Below are 20,383 nucleotides of genomic sequence, written 5' to 3'. Positions count from 1 at the left end.
CCAGGCCCCGATCAGCAGCAGGCGATCAGCGCGGCAGGATCATGCCGACGCCGCGTTCCCTCGCACGATCGACCACGTATTTCGCTACCGCAACATCACCGAGGCCGATGCCCGCGTGCACGAACATCGTACGGGCCTGGGGATCGGGCAGCCACGCACAGGTGCCGGTGATCAGCTCGGCAAGCCCGGCGTCGAACCGCTCCCGCCACGGGATCATGCCCTTGTTGCCGAGTGTGCGACTCTGCGCGACGTCGTCGGTCAGGATCCGGTCGAACGCCAGCGCGTCCGCACCGATCCAGGTGCGCGCAAGGTCGGGTGCGCCGACAAAGGTGCCGGCTGCGAGATCCGCCGGCGACAGCTCCTGCCGCAGGCCTTCCCCGCGCGGCACGCTGGTGATCACGATGTCACGCTCGGCCACGGCATCCTTGGCCGTTTCGACCACGGTGACGGTGATGCCATGGCCCCGCACCATCGTGGCAAAACGCTCGGCCGTAGCACGGCTGCGGCTGAAGCAGCGGACATCCGCCAACGGAAAGACAGCGCGCAGCGCGTCGAAATGCGCCCAGGCCTGCACGCCGCAGGCCACAAACCCGGCCCGCTCACTGTCGCGCCGCGCGAGGCGGCGGGCGCCGGCGAGGGTGACGGCAGCCGTGCGCACGGCGGTGATGAGATCGCCATCGAGAACCGCCGTGATGGCAGCGGTCTCGACATCGGAGAGCACGATGATCCCCGCAATGCCGGGCAGGTCACGCGCCGTGTTGTCGGCCCCGCTCACCCACTTCACGCCGGCGACGCCCTCGGCCCGAAGCAGCGCCGGCATCGCATACGAGAAGCTCGTCCCGCTCGCGAAAAGCCCCGTCTTGCTGCCATTCACGGCGTCACCCGACGCAAGCGCGGCGAAGGCCGCCTCGATGACCGGCAGGCAGGATAACGGCGTCAGCGCAAGGCGTTCAATGTCGGCGCGGCTCAGGTAGAGGATTTCGCTGGCCTGGGGCATGGCTCAGTCGAACCGAAGGCCGAGCTTGGCGATCACCTCGGCCCACTGCGCACGTTCGCGCACCACGCGCGCAGCGAGCTCCGCCGGCGTGCCGCCCAGCGGCTCGACGCCCATCTGCGACAGCCGCGTCCTGATCTCGTCAGAGGCCAGCAAGCGATTGGTCGCTGCGTTCAGCACGGCGATGACAGGCTCCGGCGTCCCGGCCGGCGCGAACAGGCCCCACCAGGCCGCCGCCTCGAAATCGGGTATGGTTTCCGAGATCGCGGGCAGGTCAGGAAGGAGCGTTGAGCGGGCGCGCGAGCTGACGCCGAGCCCCCGCAGCGTGCCCGCGCGCAGATGCGGCAGTGCCGTGGAGATGCCATCGGCACCGATCGTGACATGGCCGCCGAGAAGGTCGGTGAGCATGGGCCCGCTGCCGCGGTAGGGCACGTGGGTCAGCGTCAGATCGGTGCGCGCGCGCAGGAGTTCCATCGTCATGTGCGGCGTTGTCCCCGCGCCCCCGGAGGCGAAGCTCCATGGCTGCGCGGCGGCCTTCGCGCCGGCGATGAATTCGGCCAACGTGCGCGCGGGGTGCGAGGGATGCACGAGCACGATGTTCGCCGACACGAACGTCGCGGCGATGGGGGCGAAGTCACGTACAGGGTCGTAGCTGAGTTGCGGGTTCGCCGCTGGGTTGATCGCGTGCGTCCCGGCCGTCGCGAACAGCAGCGTCAGCCCGTCCGGCCTGCTGCGTGCGACCGCCTCGCTGCCGATCGCACCACCCGCACCGCCGCGATTGTCGACGACGACGGGCTGGCCGAGCAGCTTCGAGAGTTCCTCCGCCAGCAGCCGCCCAAGCACGCCGGTTGGTCCCCCCGGGGGGAACGGCACGACCAGGCGCAGGGGCTTGTCGGGGAACCCAGCCTGCGCGAACGCTGCGGGCGCGCGCATCAGCAGTGGTGCCCCCAGCAGGCCGAGCATGATGCGTCGTGTGGTCATTGCTGCCTCCTTCAATCTCTTGTGACGCCGCGGCGACCGCGCGCGGGTGACGGCCGGTGTGTTGACGCGGAGCACCCGCCTTGCGAGCCTGCATCCGCACGCAGCATGGGGTCGATCATGTCCAGCAACAATCCCGAATGGCAACAAGCGCGACTTGATCTTGCAGCGTCCCTGCGCTGGGCCTCCCGGCTCGGCCTGCACGAGGGTGTCTGCAATCACTTCTCGGTCATGCTCGCGCCGGACCGTTTCCTCATCAACGCCCATCGGATGCACTGGTCGAAAGCGAGGGCGAGCGAACTGCTCGTTATCGATGACCGGAATACCGTGGTCGAGGGTGAGGGCAGGCCGGCGATGACCGGATTCAACATCCACGTGCCCATGCACCGGCAGACGGGGCACCGCGTCATCCTGCATACCCACATGCCCTATGCCACCGCGTTGACCTGCCTGCGCGACGGGACGCTAGAAATGGTTCACCAGAATGCCGGGCGCTTCTACGGCCTCTGCGCCTATGACCGTGACTTCAACGGCTTCGCGCTCGGCACCGACGAGGGCTCGCGCATGGCCGGCATGATGCAGGGCAACCGCGTGCTGTTCCTCGGCAACCACGGCGTGGTGGTGGCTGGCGAGACCGTCGCCGATGCGTTCGACGATCTCTATTACCTCGAGCGCGCCTGCGAGGTGCAGGTGCTGGCGATGTCGACAGGCCGCCCGCTCATGATCATTCCGGATGAGAAGGCGCTGGCGCTGCGCGACTTCCCGACGCGGCGCGAGAACGCCCGCATGTTCCTCGCCGCCATCCGCGGCATCCTCGATGAGGAAGAGCCGTCCTACGCCAGCTGACCGGCACGGCCAGGCCGCCGCGCATCACGCAACGTGGAGCCGCGCGCGCGCGGCTGCGCCGGGCTTCTGGCGCCGCTGGTCCCGTACCGGCATGGGCCTGCCGAACAGCAGGCGATACCAGCCCTCCGACAGGAGGTCGGCGACAGCGTCATCCGACATCGAGGCGAGCGGCTCCAGCGGGCTCCGCACATGCCGATCACGCAGCACGCCCTCGACCATCGCGATGCAGGCGAGCGCCCGTGCCATCCGAAGCGGCATCGGCAGGGCAGAGGTCGCCGGCTCCTCCCGCTCCCACGCGCGGACGACCCGTTTCGCCAGCGCCACGTTGGCGGCCTGGCCGATGCGCGCGAACTCGGGGCGCATGTTGCCGAGCTGCATCAGGCACCGCATCAACCCGTCATTCAGCCGATACACCCGCACATAGTAGCGGTTGGCCGCGATGATCCGGGCGGGCAGCCCCGTCCCACGGGGCAGTGCCGGCCGGCGTGCCGTGATGGTCGCCATGAAGTCGGACAGCACCTCCTGCGCGGCAGTGCCGGCATCATCCCAGTAGCGGTAGAAGGTGCCATGCGCGAGGCCGGCGCGCGCCACGCAGTCAGCCACGCGTAGGGTGTGGATGTCGCCCTCCTCCAGCACGGCGGTGAGCGCGAGCATCAGGCGAAGTCGCGTCTGCGCCGTCTTGGCCGACGAGCGTGCCGCCTCCACGCGGGCAGCGAGTTCGGCACGATAGCAGAACGGCCCGCGCGCATCGTCATCGGCGCGAGGGGCCGGCGTGCGTGACGTGGCCCGACGATCTGACATTGACATCAGTGTCATTTATTGTGACCGTTCCGTCAACGCCACCATTCCAGGGCGGGGGCAGCATGGACGCATCAGACCGGCTGGTGGCAGCGGAGGCGCCTGCGGCGCGGGCGAATGATCCGCTCCTGCTGGCGCATGCCATGTTCCGGCATCGGATCGAAGCCGCACCCTTTGCCACCTCGCTTGGCACCTTCGTCGACGATGCTGCCGCCCGGATGGGCGGAACGCTGCTCTGGCGCTTCATCGATGCGCCTGGCGATACGCTGCTGCGCGAGATCACCTATGCCGGGCTTGCCGACGCGACGCGCCGCGTTGCGGCCGGGCTTGCGGCAGCAGGCGTCCGCCGGGGAGAGCGTGTTGGCGTGATGCTGCCGAACGTGCCGGCCTTCCCCGTCACATGGCTTGCGCTCGCGCGGCTTGGCGCGGTGATGATCCCGGTCAACACCGGCTACACGGCGACCGAACTCGCCTACGTGCTCGGCGATGGCGGGGCCGCCCACCTGGTGGTCGACGAAGCCTGTCTGCCGGTGGTGCTCGATCTCCTCGCGGAACGGCCCATCGTTGCGCGGGAGTCGGTCCATGTGCTCGGCCGGCCGCCCGAGGGCATGCGCACCTGGGAGAGCCTGCTGGGCGCGGACGGAGACGTGCCGGGGCCGGCACCGGCGCTCGACGACCTGATCAATCTTCAATACACCTCCGGAACTACTGGCTTCCCGAAGGGCTGCATGCTCAGCCACCGCTACTGGCTGACGCTCGCGCGCGTCGCTGCCGGGCGGGCGGGCGATGTGCGCGTGATGCTCGCTGCCCAGCCCTTCTATTACATGGACCCGCAGTGGCACCTGCTGATGGCGATGACCCTCGGTGGACGGCTGGTGGTGGCGCCGAAACCATCCGCCACGCGCTTCCTCGACTGGATCAGGCGCGAGGGTGTCGAGTACTGCATCTTTCCCCAGATCGTGCTGAAGCAACCCGCAAGGCCAGACGATGCCGAGACGCCGCTCAAGCGCGTTTCCATCTTCGGGCTGAGGTCCGACATGCACGTCGCACTTGAGCGTCGATTCGGGTGCATCGCGCGCGAAAGCTTCGGCATGACCGAAATCGGCTCCGGCCTGATGACACCGCCAGAGGCGGTCGACATGGTGGGCAGCGGCACGTGCGGCCTTCCCTCGCCGTTCCGCGAGGCGTCGATCCGCGATGGGGAGGGCCGTGAACTCGGCGCGGGTGAGGTGGGCGAGCTCTGGATCCGCGGTCCTGGAATTCTCCAGGGCTACTGGAACAAGCCGGAGGCGAACGCCTCCTCATTCCCGGGCGATGGCTGGTTCAGGACCGGCGATCTGTTCCGGCGGGATGAGCGCGGCTTCCACTTCATCGTTGGCCGCGTGAAGGACATGATCCGCCGCTCCGGCGAGAACATCGCCGCGCGCGAGGTCGAGGCAGCGCTGCTTGCGCTCGAAGCCGTCGAGGAGGCAGCGGTGATCGGCGTGCCCGACGCTGATCGCGGCCAGGAGGTGAAGGCCTGCCTGGTGCTGAAGCCCGGCCTCACACCGGCCGACCTGCCGCCCGAGGCGGTGTTCGCGCACTGCGGCCTGCGGCTCGCCCGCTTCAAGGTGCCGCGCTTCCTCGAGTACCGCGCAAGCCTGCCGAAGACGCCGTCCCAGAAGGTCGCCAAGCATCTCCTGGTGGCCGAGCGGGCCGACCTTCGCGAGGGCGCGACCGACCGGCTGGCCATGGCGGAGGGCTGAGGCGATGCCGATCCATTACCGAACCGAAGGCGCTGTCGGCATCTTCACCATCGAGAACGGCGCGGTGAACCCCACCACGCCCTCGATGCACAAGGAACTGCACGCAGCACTCACCGCCTTCCTGCGTGACCCTGCCATCCGCTGCGGCATCCTCACCGGCGCGGGCGAGCGTGCCTTCTCCGCCGGCGACGACATCAAGACGCCGCGGCGTGACGCGACGCCGCGCGAGCAGCTTCGCGACCATCTCTGGCCGCACGCGACGGAACGCGATGCGCCGCATGATTTCTCGTGGTCGCGTGACGTCCTGGCCATGGAGAGGTTCAAGCCGATCATTGGCGCTGTGCATGGCTGGTGTGTCGGCATGGGGCTGATCTATCTGCTGGCGCTCACCGACATCCGCATCGCCGCCACCACGGCGCGCTTCGGCTTTCCCGAGATCGCCTATGGCATGGGGGGGGCCGGCGGCTCGACGCGGCTGCTGCGGCACATCCCGCCGACCGTGGCGATGTGGATGCTGCTGACCGGGGAGCCTCTGACCGCGGAGGAAGCCGAGCGTGCCTTCCTCGTCAATCGCGTGGTCCCGCCCGGGCTGCTCATGGACGAGGCGCTGGGCATCGCCGAGCGCATCTGCCGTCACCCGCCCGAGGCGGTGCGCGTGGAGATGGAGGTGTCATACCGCGCGCAGGACCTCTCGCGCGCTGATGCCATCGCGATGACGAAACATCTCTACCGCCTCCAGCGCATGGGCCTAGCCGAAGGGGGCGATGCGCTCGAGGGTGGGTTCATGTACCGTCGCGGCGAGGGTGCGTGATGCCGCGCGCCCGCCAAGAACAACGACCAGCAGAGGGAGAGCATCGATGACATTCCGCATAACACGACGGGCTGCACTCGGCGCAGGCCTCGCGGCAGCGCTTCCGCTTCCCGCGATCGCCCAAGGTGCGGTGGCGAAGCCCGACAGGATCGTCGTCAACGCCTCGGGCGGGGCCATGGCGAACTTGTTCCGCCGGACCTACAACGCCGAGTTCGAGAAGCGCCACGGCATCCGCGTGGTCGATACGTCGCCGGTCGATTTCGGCAAGCTCCGCGCGATGGTCGAGAGCGGCAACGTCGAATGGACGGTGACGGAGCTCGGCGGGCAGGATTTCGTGCGTGCCAAGCAGATGAACCTGCTCGAGCCGCTCGATCTCTCCATCATCGACCTGTCCCGCTATCCGGCGGCGGTGCGGGACAGCCACATCTTCCCATCTTCGGTCTACTCGACCGTGATGGCCTTCCGCACCGATGTGTTCCCGAACGGCACCCACCCGAAGGGCTGGGCCGAGTTCTGGGATGTGCGGCGTTTCCCCGGCCCCCGGTCGCTGCGCAACCACCCCGTCGACAACCTCGAATTCGCCCTGCTCGCCGACGGCGTTGCGATGGACAAGATCTACCCCATCGACATGGACCGCGCCTTCGCCAAGCTCGACCAGCTCCGCCAGCACGTGACGGTGTGGTGGACGACGGGCGCACAGCCCGCGCAGCTGCTCGTTGACCGCGAGGTGGTGCTCGCCTCGGGTTGGAATGGCCGCTTCTACGACATCGCCCGCCGAGGTGCCCCCGTCGCCGTCGAGTGGCAGGGCGGCTGTGCCAAGCAGAACGCATTCGGCATTCCCCGTGGCGCCCGACATACGCATTGGGCCAACCAGTTCCTGCAGGTGATGACGACGCCGCAGCTCCAGGCCGTGTACGCAACCGAGCTTGCCTATCCCGGCCTGCACCCCGACACGCTGAATTTCGTCGAGGAGTCGGTGAAGCCGCACCTGCCGACCACGCCTGCAAACCTCGAGAAGCAGTTCTGGCTCGGTGTCGACTGGTGGACGGACAACGGCCAGCGCGCCCAGGAGGCGTGGAACCGCTGGATGCTGCGTCGCGGATGATGCGATCGATCGAGAAGCTGGAGGGTCGGGCGTGGACCTGACTCTCAGGGGCGTGGTGCGACGTTTTGGTACCGTCACGGCGCTCGCCGGCATCGATCTCGACGTGGCCGAGGGTGAGCTTCTCACCATCCTCGGCCCGTCGGGGTCGGGCAAGACGACGCTGCTCAAGATCGTCGCGGGCTTCGAGTTCCCCGATGAGGGAACGGTGCATCTCGGCAACAGCGATGTCACCGTGGCACCGCCGCGGTCGCGCGATGTCGGGATGGTGTTTCAGAACTATGCGCTGTTTCCTCACATGACGGTGGCGCAGAACGTGGCGTTCCCGCTCGAGATGCGGCGGCTGGCGAAGCCGGAGCGCGAGCGGCGGGTGGCCGAGGCGCTCGCGCTGGTCGAACTCGCAGAGTATGGCCACAGGCTGCCGCGGCAGCTCTCGGGCGGGCAGCAACAGCGCGTCGCGCTTGCCAGGGCCATCGTATTCAAACCGCGCCTGCTGTTGCTCGATGAGCCGTTCGGCGCGCTTGACCGCAAGCTGCGGGAGGCGATGCAGCTCGAGGTTCGCCGGCTGCAGCGACGGCTCAAGCTCACCACGCTTTTCATCACGCATGACCAGGAGGAGGCGCTGATCCTGTCGGACAGGATCGCGGTGATGAGTGCCGGTCGGATCGAGCAGATTGGATTGCCCGACGACGTGTATGCGAGGCCCGGAACGCGCTTCGTCGCGGATTTCGTGGGCGAATCGAACCTGCTCGACGGCGTCGCGCGAAGCGGCGCCGAGGCTGAGGCGGCCGGGTTCGGCACCGTCACGCTCATTGCCCCGGCCGGCGCGCCCGGGGCGAGGGCGACGCTGCTCGTGCGCCCCGAGGCGCTGCGCATCGGCGCGCCGGCAGCCGGACTTGCCAACCGCACGACGGGAACCATCATCGAAACCGTATTCCTCGGGCTCTCGGTGAAGCTGCGGCTGCGCCTCGGCACGGGGCTGGAGCTCCTTGCGCGGTTGCCGCTCCGCCCGTCTGAGCCATTCCCGCTGGCGGAAGGCGATGATGTGCCGATCGGCTTCGCGCCGGAGGATGTCCATGTGATCGCCGATGCCGGCCGCTAGGGTCGCCACATCGGTCCGCCCGGACCCCGTGCGGGCGCGCGAGCGCACGCTGCTTCTGCTCGCCACGCCGGCGCTGCTGGTGATCGGCGTCCTCTTCGTGTGGCCGCTGCTGCGGCTGCTGTCGATGTCGGTCGCCGATGGCACGCTGGTGCAGTTCGAGAAGGCGGCGCTCGACGTGCTCTATGTCACGGTGCTGTGGGAGAGCATCGAGATCGGGCTGATCGTCACCGTGATCTGCCTCCTGCTCGCCTACCCTGTGGCGATGTGGCTCGTGCAGACGAGCAGGTTCGGCTTCATCCTCGGGATGTTCTTCCTGCTGCTGCCGTTCTGGACTTCCGTCCTCGTGCGCACCTATGCGTGGATGGTGCTGCTCGGCCGGAGCGGCGTGATCAACCGTGCGCTGCGTGACCTCGGCTGGATCGACGCGCCGCTCCCATTGCTGCACAACCGCCTCGGCGTGCTCATCGGCATCGTACACGTGATGCTGCCCTACATGGTCATCCCGATCTACGCGGCACTCCTGCGCATCGACCCCGACCTCCGTCGCGCCGCGGAAGGGCTCGGCGCGCCGGCCTGGCGTGCCTTCGCGCGCATCACGCTGCCGCTTTCGCTGCCTGGCGTGTTCGCAGGCTGCGCCCTCGTCTTCGTCATCACGCTCGGCTTCTTCATCACGCCGGCGCTGCTCGGCGGCGGGCGGGTAATGATGATCTCCATGCTCATCGAACAGCAGGTCCGCGAGTTCCTCGACTGGAACTTCGCCGCAGCACTCGCCACAGTGCTGCTCGTGGTCACGCTTGCGGTCTATGCGATGCTGGGTCGGCTGACGGGGGGGGCGGGCCATGCCGGCCGCTAGGCGCCGACAGCCGGGGAAATTCGCGCTCGGTGTCGTCGCCGGGCTTGTCTTCGCGTTCCTGATGTTGCCGCTGCTGGTGGTGTTCCCGATCTCGGTCTCCTCTGCCTCATACCTCCAGTTCCCGCCTCCTGGCTTCTCGTGGCAGTGGTATGTGCGTTTCCTCGAGGATGTGACGTGGGTGGAATCGGCCATCCGCAGCTTCAAGGTGGCGCTGCTCTGCACGGCGCTGTCGATGGCGCTCGGCGTTCCGTTGTCGTTCGCCCTCGTACGCTCCCGGCTGCGCGGCATGCGGCTGGCGGATCGTCTCGTTGCCGCACCAATCATCGTGCCGAACATCATCATCTCGATCGCGATCTACAGCCTGTTCTCGAAGCTTCAGCTGATCGGCGTGTGGTACGGCATCGCCATCGCGCACACGATCCTGGCCCTTCCCTTCGTCGTCATCCTCGTCTCGGCGGGCCTGCGCACCTTCGACGAGGCGCAGGAGCAGGCGGCGATGGGGTTGGGTGCCACCTGGGGGGTGGCGGTGTGGCGCATCACCCTGCCGCAGCTGCGACCGAGCCTGATCGCGGCCGCGTTCCTGGCCTTCGTCACCTCGTTCGACGAGCTCGTGATCGCGATGTTCCTCTCGGGCGCATCGATGACGCTGCCCAAGAAGATGTTCGACAACATCATGCTTGAGATCGACCCCACGATCGCCGCCGTCTCGGTGATGCAGATCGTGCTCGCCTGCATCTGCCTCGGTGCCGCCGCCCTGTTCGGGCGCGGCGTCGTGCCCGGAACACCACGCTGAGGGAACAGCCATGGACAGCACGATCTTCCATCCGGCGTTCAAGCCGCGGCCCTACTGGTGGGAAGCGATCCCGATCGGCGAGAACCCGGAGGTGGAGCTGCCGGCGAAGTCCGATGTCGTCATCGTCGGCGGCGGGCACACGGCGCTGAACTGCGCGATCGAACTCGCGCGCGCCGGCGTTGCGGTCGTCGTCCTCGAGGCGGAGGATTTCGGCTTCGGCGCCTCCACGCGCAACGGTGGCGCCGTCTCGGGTGGCGTCAATCTCGGCAAGGGCATGTCGGGGGCCAAGAGTGGCGGCTCCGACCCGGCAATCCGCGCGATGATCGGCGATGCGGCCGAGAGCTTCACCCATCTCGAGGCGGTGATCGCGCGCGAAGGGATCGAATGCCACTACGAGCGCCGCGGCCGCTTCGTCGGCGCCTTCACGGCGAAGCACTATGCGGGCTTCGCCGCGCGCGTCGCGATGCTGAACGCGGCCGCCGATGCGGAAGCCGAGCTGGTCCCGCGGGAGCGCCAGCGCGAGGAGATCGCCACCGACTACTATTTCGGCGGCATGGTGATCGAGCGCAGCGGCAAGCTGCATCCGGGCCTCTATCACCGCGGGCTCATGGCGGCAGCGGAACAGCACGGCGCCGTGCTCGTCGGCCGTACGCGTGCGGGAAAGCTCACTCGCACGGGTGATGGATGGTCCGTCGAGACTTCGCGCGGCACGATCGCGGCCAGGGAGGTGGTGATCGCCACCAACGGCTACACCGGTGGGCTGACGCCCGACCTCCAGCGCAGGGTCATCCCGCTCGCCTCCCACATCATCGCCACGGAACCACTCGACCCGGAACTCGCCCAGAGCCTTATCCCGAAGGGGCGCACGATTTCCGATACGCCCCGTGTCCTCACCTACTACCGCCTCTCGCCCGATGGCACGCGCGTGCTGTTCGGCGGCCGCGCACGGTTCACGCAGGTGGGGCCCGAGGTGTCGGCACCCGCGTTGCACGCCATGATGCTGGCACGCTGGCCGCAGCTGAAGGGCGTTCGCGTGACGCATGCATGGACAGGCAACACTGCCTTCTCGTTCGACTTTCTTCCCCACATGGGTGTCACGGACAAAGGGCTTCATTACGCGATGGGCTGCAACGGCTCGGGTGTGGCGATGCTCTCCTACCTGGGCGCGCAGGTGGGGCGGAAGATCCTCGGCGGCGCGAACAGCATCAACGCCTTCGACGGGCGCGACTTCCCGACGATGCCGTTCTACAACGGCACGCCGTGGTTCCTGCCGTTCGTCGGCAGCTACTATCGCCTGCGCGACTGGCTCGATCGACGCGTCAGCTGAACATCCCGCGTCGCTCACGGCGGGGGCGTCGCTCGCGGCAGGCGCGGCGGACTACCTCGAGAACGCCCTGACGACATTCTCCAGCAGCCGCGACACGCCCCCGTCGAAGGCATTGCCCTCCCACAGGCTGCCGCAGAACGTGATCGAGCCGACGGAGAACACGGCCCCACCCTTCGGCGTCTCGAACCAGACGATCTCGGCCCGCTTCAGCGCCTCGGGGCTCTCGCCGGTCACGGTCGCGATGTGGGAGAGGAGCTCTTCCGGGACCGTCACGAAATGCGGCGGCGGCACGGCGGAACGGGCAAGGATCACCGCGTTGCGCGGCGTGCCGAGGCGCCAGTCGGCCCTGTCGAGCTCGAAGCCGGCAGCACCTCCGCCCGAGAGCCCGCTGTCACCGAACACCTCAGGCACGCCGTCCATGATCCACGCCACGGCCGGGCCGTGCGATGCCGGCAGGCGCTGGAAATGCGTGCCCTCGAACAGCCCCTGCGAGGAGAAGCCAACGCCCACGAGTGCCTGTGGCGGTCGCCGGTTGCGGCGCCACAGGCCGCCGAGCTGCCCGTCCGTCTGGTGATAGTATTCACCGGGTTCGGCGTCCCATGCGCGGATCCCGCCCTCGGCGCGGCGGATCTCGATGCGGTGCGGCCGCGCCGGGTCGCGCGCGATGCGCCAGTAGAACCCGTTGCCGCCGAGATAGACGAGCCTGCCGCCGCCATCGCGATAGTCGGTCAGCGCATCGAGCATGCGGTCGGTGTGGTACTCGGGGTGCGTGCCCGTCAGCACCGCGCGGTAGGGGCGAAGCAGCGCGACGCCCTCGTCATCGAGATCCTCGTCGGTGATGACATCGAAGGCGATGCCCTTGGCCGCGAGCCAGGCGGTGATGTGGCTGTCGGCCGGGTAGTGGCGGAGACCTGATCCGCGCGCGTCGTTGAAGGTGAGGAACCCGGGCCGCATCGTCAGCGCCGGGCGCAGGCGGGAGGAGAGCGCGATGCCCGATCCATCGGGGTGGCGGTTGTAGGTCGAGACGCCGTAGCCGCGTACATGGTCGGGGTTGTGCGGATAGGCGCCCCATGCGGCGACCCGTGCCATGTAGGCCGCATCGGCATTGCCGCGCTGGTGATTGAAATAGGCCTGGTAGGTGAACGTGGAGGCGAGGAAGGCTAGCGGCGCGGTGGCCTTGCCCTTCGGCGGCAGGACGTAGAACGGAAGCCAGTCCTGCCCGCCCTCCACGGTAAGCTGGAACGCGTAGCAGCCACTCGCCATGCCCTCGGGCACGTCGAAGGTGAAGGAGGCGGGCCAACGGCAATCATCCAGATCATCGGCGTGGAAGTGGATCGCGGCGTATTCCTCAGGCGCGTGCCGCCAACAATTCTCCCGGCCCGACCAGCGCGCGCCGATGACAGCGCGCGTCGGCGCATTGACGAGCACGCCGTTTAGCGCGTCCGGCCCCGCATCGACGACGTCATCGGTCGCGATCCCTTGCGCAAAATCCCATCGCGCGCGGATGGCGCCGAGTGCGGCGGGGAGCGAGAGTGCGTCCTCCCAGCCTTCCACGAAGCCCGAGGCCACGAGCGCGTCCTCGATCCTGCCGGTGAAATGATCCGTGGGCGAATCGAGGCCGCGCGCGGCAATCAGCACACCCTCCGCGCGCGGGATCTCGCCGGAGATTCTTGCCGCGGACGTGACCGATGCGGCCCCGAGCCGCGCCTGGCCGAGCGTGACGCGGCCATTCGACGGGTCGTGCGCGAGCCAAAGCCGGTACCACACGAGCGACTCAAGCGGCGCGCCTGTCGCGAGATGCAGCGTCGCGCCGCCGATCGCAAGTTCTGCCTCCGCGCCGTCCTTTCCCGCGCGCAACACGACCGAAGCGCCGCCGCCCTCGGCCGCAAGGACGCTTGCCATCGGCATGTCGGACCGCAGCCAGACGAGTGCCGCCCAGGTGCGCGCCTCGCCCGGCGCGAGGCCTGGACCGCCCTCGATCCGCGCGTAGGAGCCGAGCGGTGCGGGATGATGGGCGCCCGCGAAGGTGTGGTCGAGCAGCTCCGGCATCGGCCTGAGGTCAATCCCGGGTCCTTCCGGGTTCGGATCAGCCGAGACGACCTCGACGATCCTCACCCGGCAGGGGCCAGGCCGCGCGAGCGAGACATGCGCCGTGAAACGCCCGCCCGGGCGACGCGACAGGCGGTCGAGATAGCCGGTGACGGGGGGGATCGCCGGCGGGTTCATCTGCATCGACTCACGCTCGCCTCACGTTCCAGGGCACGGGGCGTGGACCTTCGAGCACGCCGCTGATGGAGGTGCGGTAGGCCGTGCGGATAAAGAACTGGCCTAGCGGAACGGTCGGCACGTCGCGGAAGGCCAGGGCCTGCATCTCCGCGGCGAGGGCCACGCGCGCCGCGTCGTCAGGGGCCGACAACCAGCGTGCGTTGAGCGCCTCCATCTCCGCGCTCTCGAACCAGCCGCTCCAGCCGCCCGTGCCCTGGCCGCGGATCAGCGCGTTCTGCGTAGGCGTCACGATCCCCATGCCGCTCCACCACACCGGGAAGATGTTCCATCCGCCCTGCGAGGCCGGTGTACGGTTGACGATTCGTTGCAGCACCGAGCCCCAATCGGTCGAGACGAAATCCATGTTGAAGCCGATGCGCGTCATCAGGTCGTTCGCGATCAGGCCAAGCGGCGCGATCGACGGGAAGTCGGCCGGGTTCAGCATCACCACCTTCTCGCCCGCATAGCCGCTCGCGCGCAGGATCGCGCGGGCCCGATCGAGGCTGGGGCTCGCCATGGGCGAAGGCTCGGGGGCGCGGCCATAGGGCGTGGTGCAGGGGTAGAAGGAGTGGCAGATGTTGAAGGCCGTCGGGTCATTGCCGGTGACGGCGGCCATGAAATCGGCCTGGTTCACCGCCGCCAGCACCGCCCGCCGCACCTCTGCCTTGTCGAACGGCGGCTGCAGGTGATTGAAGCGGAGAACGCCCATGTAGCCGGCGGGATCTCCGTTCGCGATCGTGATGTTCCGGTTGCGCCGCAGCACCGGCACGAGATCGGCCGCGACCTGCTCCCACCAGTCGACCTCGCCCGCCTGGAGCGCGGCTGACGCCGTGGCGGGATCAGGCAGCATGTGCCACTCGATGCGCTCGAAATGCGCCACCTTGCCGCCGGATGTCCACTCGGGTGGTTCGCTGCGCGGGCGGTAGCGATCGAACTTCGCATAGGCAGCGCGCGAGCCCGGGTTGAACTCGTCGGCGAGGAAGCGATAGGGGCCGGAGCCGACGATCTCGGGCAGCGGCCTGAGCGCATCCGTGCTGGCGATCCGCTCCGGCATGATGAAGGCAGGCGACGTGCCGGCCTTGGCGATCGCATCGAGCAGCAGTGGGAACGGATTGGACAGCACGATGACGAGCGTGCGGTCATCCGGCGTCTCGTAGTCCTTGACTGCGGCGGCGAAGGTGCGGCCGAACGTATCCCGGTTGCCCCAGCGGCGCAGGCTCGCCGCGCAATCCTTCGACGTGACGGGCGCACCGTCATGAAAGAACAGGCCCTCGCGCAGCCGGATGGTCCAGCGCAGGCCATCACCGGAGACTGCGTGTCCCTCGGCCATCTGCGGCTGCGGGCGCATCCTTGCATCGATGCCGTAGAGCGTGTCCCACACATAGAAGCCGTGGTTCACCGCAACGCCCGAGAGCGTGGAGATCGGGTCGGGATTGGCGAGCGAGGCCTGCGGCACGAAGCGCAGCACGCGCGGATCGGCTGCGCGCTGGCCGCGCGCGATGCCGGGTGCCGCCAGTGCAGCGGCCATGCCGAGCGCCGTTGCACGACGCGTGACGGTGATGCCCATCGAAGCCTCTCCTTCCTGTCGTTCCTCGGCGCCTATCGTTTTCAGGCGGCAACCACGCCGTCGGCGCGTAGTTCGGCCGCGTAGTCATCGAGAACGAGGCCGAGGCGCTCCGTGAGCAGCGCGACCTCGTCGGCGGTCACGGTGAGCGGCGGGGCGATCATCAGCCAGTCGCCATAGGTGCCGCGCGAGGTGCGGCGGCAATAGAGCGCGAGGCCACGCGCGAGCGCCAGCTCCTGCACACGGTAGGGTGCCATGCGCTCGAGCGGGATCATCGCCTTCGTTGCCTTGTCGGCGACGAGTTCGACGGCGAGCAGGAGGCCCAGCCCACGCACATCGCCGATGATGGGGGATGCATCCGCCAGCGCATCGAGCCTGCCGCGCAACAGCGTGCCCATGCGCGCGGCGTTGCCCACGAGGTCCGCATCCTCGACCTCGGCCAGCACCGCGTCGCCGACCGCACAGTTCATCACGTGCGCCGAATAGGTGAAGCCGTGCATGAACCCGCCGGCGGCAGCGACGCGTTCGACCATCGCCCTCGGAAACAGCGCCGCACCCATCGGCGCATAGCCGGCCGAGAGGCCCTTGGCCATGACGACGACATCGGGGCGCGCACCGGGCCAGTGATCCGCTGCCAGGAACTTGCCCGTGCGACCAGCCCCGCTCATCACCTCGTCGAAGATGAGCTTCACGCCGTGGCGCGAGCAGATGCGCCGCACCTCGGCGTAGTACGCATCAGGGGCCACCAGCGCGCCTGTCGCGAGCCCACCGACGGGTTCCATGATGAAGGCGAGCACCGTCTCCGGCCCCTCGCGCAGGATCGCCTCATCGAGCGCCTGGGCACAGGCGAGAGCGTGCGTCTCAGCGGTATGGTTCGGCGGCAGGCGATAGGTCATCGGCGCGGGCACGCGCTCGACCGCGCGCAGCAGCGGGCCGAACACCTCGTGGGCGTGCGCATCGCCCGACACCGCGAGCGCGCCGAGCGTGTTGCCGTGATAGCCCGGCTGCCGCCCGATCACCTTCCAGCGCGAGCCCTCGCCCGCCACGACGGCGTGCTGGCGGAGGAACTTGATCGCGCTCTCCACCGCCTCGGAGCCGCCGGACACGATGAAGGGGCAGTCGAGCCCGGGGCCGGCAAGCCGCGCGAGACGTTCGGAGAAGGCGGCATTCGCCTCGCTCTCGAACTGGCTCGGATAGGCAAAGACCGCCTTTTTCGCCTGTGCTGCCATCGCCGCGAGGATGCGGGGATGGCCGTGCCCGAGATTGCTGGCGACAGGGCCGGACGAGGCATCGAGATAGCGATTGCCTTCGGTGTCGATGAGCCAGATGCCCTCGGCACGATCGATCCGGGGCAGGCGCCGCGCACCCGGTGGGCGCGAGAAGTCGGCCTGGGTGTGGCTGCGAGTGGCTGCTGGCGTCGCTGGCTGGATCACTGCCCCCGTCCTCTCGTTCGAGTGCGACGCTAGTGATGCAGCGGTCGACAGACAAGGGGGCCGCACGGCAGTCCGCGATCCAGGAACGGGCGCCCTCATCCTCGCGCGCGGCCAGCCGCATCAGCGCCGAAGGATGCGCCAGTACTGCGTCTCGAACGGGCCCGCATCGGCCATGTTGGCATGGGGCGTGTCATGGGGCGTATCGACCACGCGCGCCTCCGAGAGGTGCGGATTGTAGAGGCGGATGCTGTCCGGCCGGTCGGTCGCGGCGCAGCGCCAGTACTGGCCGCTCGCGCGTGGCCTGTCGCCATCCGTCGGCGACAGGGTGAGCGGGAACGACACGATCGCGTTGAGCCTGATGTCGAGCGCGGCACTCGTCGGGCGGTCAGCCCTGTGTCGGATCAACCAGTAGCCAAGGCCGATCCTGATGAACTGCCAATTGTCCATCATGCCCTCCGCCCCAGGGGGCCGATCGAGGTCAGACACCGCCACGCCGCCGCCAAGCCCCATCACGTTGCGGTTGGCCCAATGCATGCTCACGAGTGCGACCCATTGCCGGTCGCTGATCATCGGGCACTGGTCATACAGGTAGTCGCCGGTCTCGTAGCGGCGGGAGGCTGCATCGTCCAGCCGCGCGGCCGACAGCGCGTGCGCCTCTGCCGCGACGCGAGCGATCGCGGTCATCGCGGCGCTGATCGCCAGCACGGGCCGCTCCGACGGCCGCTCGGGCGTGACGGGAAGGATCCGCCGCGCATTCTGGAGGTCGGAGAGCAGCGCCCGCCATCGGGCAGCGAGTTCGCCGAGCCCCGAAGCCACCGCCTCGGGTGCCGGGCCGATGCGGATCAGGAGGTTGGGCGCATGGCCGCCCAATGCGTATCCCGCAGCGGAGGAGCGCAGCACGTCGGCATAGACGAGAAGATGGGCGACCACCGGCGCAGCGGCTGCGATCGCGACGTCGAGCTGCTGCTCGAGATACGCCGCACCGCTGTTCCAGGTGGCTTCGTCGAAAGGGGCGGCGGGATCGAACGAGACGGCATCGAGCTCATCGCACAATTGCTGCAGCCCGGCGACGACCCCGCGCAGCTGCGCGATCCTGTCGGCGGCCGCGTGCAACCGGCCCTGCACAGCGCCCCACTGGGCTGCCTCGGCACGCAGCGCATCGAACGTCGCGAGCGCGCGCAGGCGACGGACGAGCGTCATCGACGCTTCCTCCGTCACGAGATCGCGTCCGATCAGGAACGAGAACTCGGCCGCGTCATGCCAGACCTGCTCCGCAACCTCGGGGACCGGCGCTGGCGGCGTGGGCCGGCAGCTTCTCGCCGCGGCCTCGCCGGCGAGGAGGAGAGAGGCAGCGACAGCGAAAGCCGCCGCGTGCCTCACCTGACTGAGGCCCTGCCCCGCATGACGAGGCGGAGCGCCAGCACGGGGCCTGGCAGCGACGCTGGCTCCAGCACCTCGGCGAGCCAGGTGGTGAAGGGCGGCGGCGCCACCTCGTCCAGCGTCTGGTCAACTTCCACATGCGTGCCGCGATACTCGAAGCGCAGCGCCTGTGGGCTGCCGATGACGTGTTCCGCGCCGCCATCGCCACGATCGAGGAACGCACTGCCGGTCATCAGGTCGATAGCGACCCGCGTCGTGATCGGCTCTGCCGTCTCGAGCCAGGCCTGGACGGCGGTGAGCCTGACGCGGTGGAACCGCTTCAGGTCCTCCTGGTCGAGCGTGATCGCGAAATGCACCGGGCTCCCTGCGGAGAGGCCGGCGAGCACCTCGGGATCGCTGATCCTGATCTCGCGTTCGAAGCGCACCCGGTTCCTATCGGAGGCAGCGTTCGCCGCGGCGTACTCGGTCTTCACCCCGGCGAGTGTTTCCGCCATCTGCGCCGTGCTCGCCGGGATCGTCAGCGTGGCAAGCGCGGTCCGCCCTGTCTCGTAGCGCTGCGCTGCCCGCGCGCCGAAGGCGGCGACGAAGAACCCCCGTGCCGCGCCTTCCGCACGCAGCGCCGTCTCGGCGCGCAGGCGCTCGCGCGTCCCCGCCTGGTTGGCGATCTCCTGATTCAGCGCCTCGAGCCGCTGGCGCTTGGCGATCATGCCCAGCGCCTCGAGCTTCACAGCGCCGAGCTCGCGCGCGATGGCCCCCTTCGCCGCTGCCTGCTCAGCGAGAAGACGGCCGTAGATCACCACGCGCTGGACCTTCGACTTGAACTCCGCCGCGGCCTTCTTGACCTCCGCCTCTGCCTCCTTGTCGGCGAGCACGAGGTCGAGCCGGTTGACGATATCGACCTCCAGCGCCGACCACGCGGCCTTCGCCTCCGCGGCGTTGGGCATGGCGGCGAGGATGCGCATGTTGCCGCCGAGATGCTCGGCGAGCGACGCCACGTCGAGGCCATGCAGCGGCCCGTGCCACACGGGCAGGGCAAGGCCGAGGATGCTCTTCGCTGGGTCGGCGAACTGCTTCAGCGTCTCGGCATTGTCCTTCAGCCAACTGATTGGTATGGCGAACGACAGCATGAGTGCGGCCAGCGCATCGAGCGGCCCGCTGACCTGGACATTCGACGCAAGCTGCCCCGCCTGCCGGTACAGGTCGTTCAGGCCACTCACGCCCTTGCGGCCCTGCTCGGTAAGCGCCTGCGGATTGGGCGGCACGCCGACGCAGAGGGCGGCGATCGAGCCTGCAAGCACGACCAGCGAGAAGGCGATCTGCAGCGAGAGCTTCGCGATGCCCTTGATGGCGGCGAGGTTCTTCTGGAGGGTGAGTTCCAGCGAGGCCAGCTCGGCCGCGAACTGCTCCTCGCGCATCGTGCGCGAGGCCCTGTCCAGCGCCTCGATCTGCGCCTCCAGTTGCTTCTCGAGCTCCCGGCACCTGAGCTCGAGGGTGCGCAGGTCCACCGTGTCGCGGTCGCCGAAGGCAGTGACGACCATGCCGGCGAGGTGCGACACGTCGCCGCCCGCCGCGAGGCTCCGCGTCGTATCCTCGAGCGCCGACATGAGCGCGTGCTGCGCTTCGGCGAGGGTGACGTACCGCTCCGCCGGCAGCGACGGGATGGGGTGGGCGAGCGTGCGGTCCTGCGGCACGGGGAGGAGAGCGCGCAGTGCCTCGGCGCTCCGGATCAACTCGCCGAAGCCGGTCTCGACGCCAGACCAGCGGATGATCCAGGTGAGCGCCTCGTGGCAGAGCGCGAGGTCTCGCTCGCTCGGCCGTGGATCGCCGAGGATGGCGGCGCTGAGCGAGAACGTCGCCGCGAGCACGCGGTGCAGCGGCTCGCCGTGCAGCAGCAGCCCGCGCGGCACCACCGTCGCGCCGATCATGGCGGCATTCGCACGCCACCCGAAGTTCCTGAAGCGTGGCGGATCGAAGTCGGTGGCGAGGCTCGCGAGATCGTAGGCGACGCTGCCATCGGGCCCGCCGAAGAGGGCGAACCTGCCCTCGATCCTGTGCGAGAAGAGGCGCACTTGCTGGCGGGCGCCGTCGCCGGCATGGACCATGCGCAGCGATGCGCCGTCGGTCGTGACGATGCGGCGCGCGGCAACGGTCACGCGCTGCAGCGAGCCCTTCAGGCTGCGGTCGAACGCGGGCGGAGCGCGCAGCGTGTCGGCGTAGATGTCGAGCCCGTCGAGACCGTTGCGCTCTGCGTGGTCGAGCGCGTCGGCAAGATCAACGACGACGTCGGCGATGATGCCGAGCGGCGCGTGCGAGCCATCCGCCGCCTTGCCGCCACTGCGGGTGAGCGGCGATGGCGCCACCAGCCCGGCGGCCGAATAGCGCGCCACCAATC

General features: G+C 68.9%; 16 protein-coding genes. 8 read left to right on the top strand and 8 right to left on the bottom strand.

Annotated features, from left to right (window positions below; genetic code table 11):
- Positions 1 to 25 precede the first annotated feature (25 nt).
- Both Q0C38_RS09370 and Q0C38_RS09365 read right to left on the bottom strand, forming a co-directional pair.
- Positions 26 to 997 carry an ornithine cyclodeaminase family protein gene (locus Q0C38_RS09370; protein WP_291296819.1) on the bottom strand — a complete coding sequence of 324 codons (972 nt, stop codon included), beginning with the start codon at positions 995 to 997 and terminating at the stop codon, positions 26 to 28.
- Between the two features lie 3 nt (positions 998 to 1,000).
- On the bottom strand, positions 1,001 to 1,975 hold the full coding sequence (locus Q0C38_RS09365; RefSeq protein ID WP_291296818.1) for a tripartite tricarboxylate transporter substrate binding protein: 975 nt from the start codon (positions 1,973 to 1,975) through the stop codon (positions 1,001 to 1,003).
- Between the two features lie 105 nt (positions 1,976 to 2,080).
- Between Q0C38_RS09365 and Q0C38_RS09360 the strand changes: the two genes are divergently transcribed.
- Entirely contained in the window at positions 2,081 to 2,818 is a 738-nt protein-coding gene (locus tag Q0C38_RS09360) for an aldolase (protein ID WP_366937256.1), read from the top strand.
- Between the two features lie 24 nt (positions 2,819 to 2,842).
- Here the strand turns inward: Q0C38_RS09360 and Q0C38_RS09355 are convergent, their stop codons facing one another.
- Complete coding sequence (locus tag Q0C38_RS09355; protein ID WP_291296816.1) at positions 2,843 to 3,619, bottom strand: TetR/AcrR family transcriptional regulator; 777 nt, start codon at positions 3,617 to 3,619, stop codon at positions 2,843 to 2,845.
- 62 nt (positions 3,620 to 3,681) lie between these two features.
- Here Q0C38_RS09355 and Q0C38_RS09350 point away from each other — a divergent pair, with 62 nt between their 5' ends.
- The 7 genes from Q0C38_RS09350 to Q0C38_RS09320 are packed head-to-tail and all read left to right on the top strand — an operon-like array spanning position 3,682 to position 11,349.
- Positions 3,682 to 5,361: a class I adenylate-forming enzyme family protein gene (locus Q0C38_RS09350; RefSeq protein WP_291296815.1), complete on the top strand. Its 1,680-nt coding sequence runs from the start codon at positions 3,682 to 3,684 to the stop codon at positions 5,359 to 5,361.
- 4 nt (positions 5,362 to 5,365) lie between these two features.
- Complete coding sequence (locus Q0C38_RS09345) at positions 5,366 to 6,172, top strand: enoyl-CoA hydratase/isomerase family protein (protein ID WP_291296814.1); 807 nt, start codon at positions 5,366 to 5,368, stop codon at positions 6,170 to 6,172.
- Between the two features lie 46 nt (positions 6,173 to 6,218).
- A complete protein-coding gene (locus Q0C38_RS09340) occupies positions 6,219 to 7,277 on the top strand; it encodes an ABC transporter substrate-binding protein (RefSeq protein ID WP_291296813.1) in 1,059 nt (352 codons plus the stop codon).
- 31 nt (positions 7,278 to 7,308) lie between these two features.
- Complete coding sequence (locus Q0C38_RS09335; protein WP_291296812.1) at positions 7,309 to 8,376, top strand: ABC transporter ATP-binding protein; 1,068 nt, start codon at positions 7,309 to 7,311, stop codon at positions 8,374 to 8,376.
- Positions 8,363 to 9,229 (top strand): ABC transporter permease, encoded by an 867-nt coding sequence (locus Q0C38_RS09330; protein WP_291296811.1) that lies wholly within the window; start codon positions 8,363 to 8,365, stop codon positions 9,227 to 9,229. Before Q0C38_RS09335 ends, Q0C38_RS09330 begins: the two co-directional genes overlap by 14 nt.
- A complete protein-coding gene (locus tag Q0C38_RS09325; protein ID WP_291296810.1) occupies positions 9,216 to 10,022 on the top strand; it encodes an ABC transporter permease in 807 nt (268 codons plus the stop codon). Before Q0C38_RS09330 ends, Q0C38_RS09325 begins: the two co-directional genes overlap by 14 nt.
- 10 nt (positions 10,023 to 10,032) lie before the next feature.
- Positions 10,033 to 11,349: an FAD-binding oxidoreductase gene (locus Q0C38_RS09320; RefSeq protein ID WP_291296809.1), complete on the top strand. Its 1,317-nt coding sequence runs from the start codon at positions 10,033 to 10,035 to the stop codon at positions 11,347 to 11,349.
- A 51-nt stretch (positions 11,350 to 11,400) separates the two neighbouring features.
- Here Q0C38_RS09320 and Q0C38_RS09315 read toward each other — a convergent pair whose 3' ends face one another.
- The 5 genes from Q0C38_RS09315 to Q0C38_RS09295 all read right to left on the bottom strand — a co-directional run bounded on the left by Q0C38_RS09315 (position 11,401) and on the right by Q0C38_RS09295 (position 20,378).
- Positions 11,401 to 13,581 (bottom strand): N,N-dimethylformamidase beta subunit family domain-containing protein, encoded by a 2,181-nt coding sequence (locus Q0C38_RS09315; RefSeq protein WP_291296808.1) that lies wholly within the window; start codon positions 13,579 to 13,581, stop codon positions 11,401 to 11,403.
- A gap of 4 nt (positions 13,582 to 13,585) precedes the next feature.
- Positions 13,586 to 15,181, bottom strand: a complete 1,596-nt coding sequence (locus tag Q0C38_RS09310; protein WP_291296807.1) for an ABC transporter substrate-binding protein — start codon at positions 15,179 to 15,181, stop codon at positions 13,586 to 13,588.
- A gap of 41 nt (positions 15,182 to 15,222) precedes the next feature.
- Positions 15,223 to 16,611 (bottom strand): aspartate aminotransferase family protein, encoded by a 1,389-nt coding sequence (locus Q0C38_RS09305; protein WP_291296806.1) that lies wholly within the window; start codon positions 16,609 to 16,611, stop codon positions 15,223 to 15,225.
- A 120-nt stretch (positions 16,612 to 16,731) separates the two neighbouring features.
- Positions 16,732 to 17,991 carry a hypothetical protein gene (locus tag Q0C38_RS09300; RefSeq protein WP_291296805.1) on the bottom strand — a complete coding sequence of 420 codons (1,260 nt, stop codon included), beginning with the start codon at positions 17,989 to 17,991 and terminating at the stop codon, positions 16,732 to 16,734.
- Entirely contained in the window at positions 17,988 to 20,378 is a 2,391-nt protein-coding gene (locus Q0C38_RS09295; RefSeq protein ID WP_291296804.1) for a hypothetical protein, read from the bottom strand. The genes Q0C38_RS09300 and Q0C38_RS09295 overlap by 4 nt, the downstream gene beginning before the upstream one ends.
- Between the last annotated feature and the right edge of the window lie 5 nt (positions 20,379 to 20,383).

It is taken from the genome of Elioraea sp. (assembly GCF_022842375.1).
In the GTDB taxonomy this organism is placed as follows: Bacteria; Pseudomonadota; Alphaproteobacteria; order Acetobacterales; family Acetobacteraceae; genus Elioraea_A.
This window is presented reverse-complemented; position numbering and strand designations above follow the sequence as displayed.

Excerpts from the sequence above, each read along its gene's own strand:
- Q0C38_RS09365 (WP_291296818.1), bottom strand. The coding sequence starts at position 1,975 with ATGACCACACGACGCATCATGCTCGGCCTGCTGGGGGCACCACTGCTG.
- Q0C38_RS09330 (WP_291296811.1), top strand. The coding sequence starts at position 8,363 with ATGCCGGCCGCTAGGGTCGCCACATCGGTCCGCCCGGACCCCGTGCGG.
- Q0C38_RS09315 (WP_291296808.1), bottom strand. The coding sequence starts at position 13,581 with ATGCAGATGAACCCGCCGGCGATCCCCCCCGTCACCGGCTATCTCGAC.
- Q0C38_RS09350 (WP_291296815.1), top strand. The coding sequence starts at position 3,682 with ATGGACGCATCAGACCGGCTGGTGGCAGCGGAGGCGCCTGCGGCGCGG.
- Q0C38_RS09355 (WP_291296816.1), bottom strand. The coding sequence starts at position 3,619 with ATGTCAGATCGTCGGGCCACGTCACGCACGCCGGCCCCTCGCGCCGAT.
- Q0C38_RS09310 (WP_291296807.1), bottom strand. The coding sequence starts at position 15,181 with ATGGGCATCACCGTCACGCGTCGTGCAACGGCGCTCGGCATGGCCGCT.
- Q0C38_RS09370 (WP_291296819.1), bottom strand. The coding sequence starts at position 997 with ATGCCCCAGGCCAGCGAAATCCTCTACCTGAGCCGCGCCGACATTGAA.
- Q0C38_RS09345 (WP_291296814.1), top strand. The coding sequence starts at position 5,366 with ATGCCGATCCATTACCGAACCGAAGGCGCTGTCGGCATCTTCACCATC.
- Q0C38_RS09325 (WP_291296810.1), top strand. The coding sequence starts at position 9,216 with ATGCCGGCCGCTAGGCGCCGACAGCCGGGGAAATTCGCGCTCGGTGTC.
- Q0C38_RS09340 (WP_291296813.1), top strand. The coding sequence starts at position 6,219 with ATGACATTCCGCATAACACGACGGGCTGCACTCGGCGCAGGCCTCGCG.
- Q0C38_RS09320 (WP_291296809.1), top strand. The coding sequence starts at position 10,033 with ATGGACAGCACGATCTTCCATCCGGCGTTCAAGCCGCGGCCCTACTGG.
- Q0C38_RS09360 (WP_366937256.1), top strand. The coding sequence starts at position 2,081 with ATGGGGTCGATCATGTCCAGCAACAATCCCGAATGGCAACAAGCGCGA.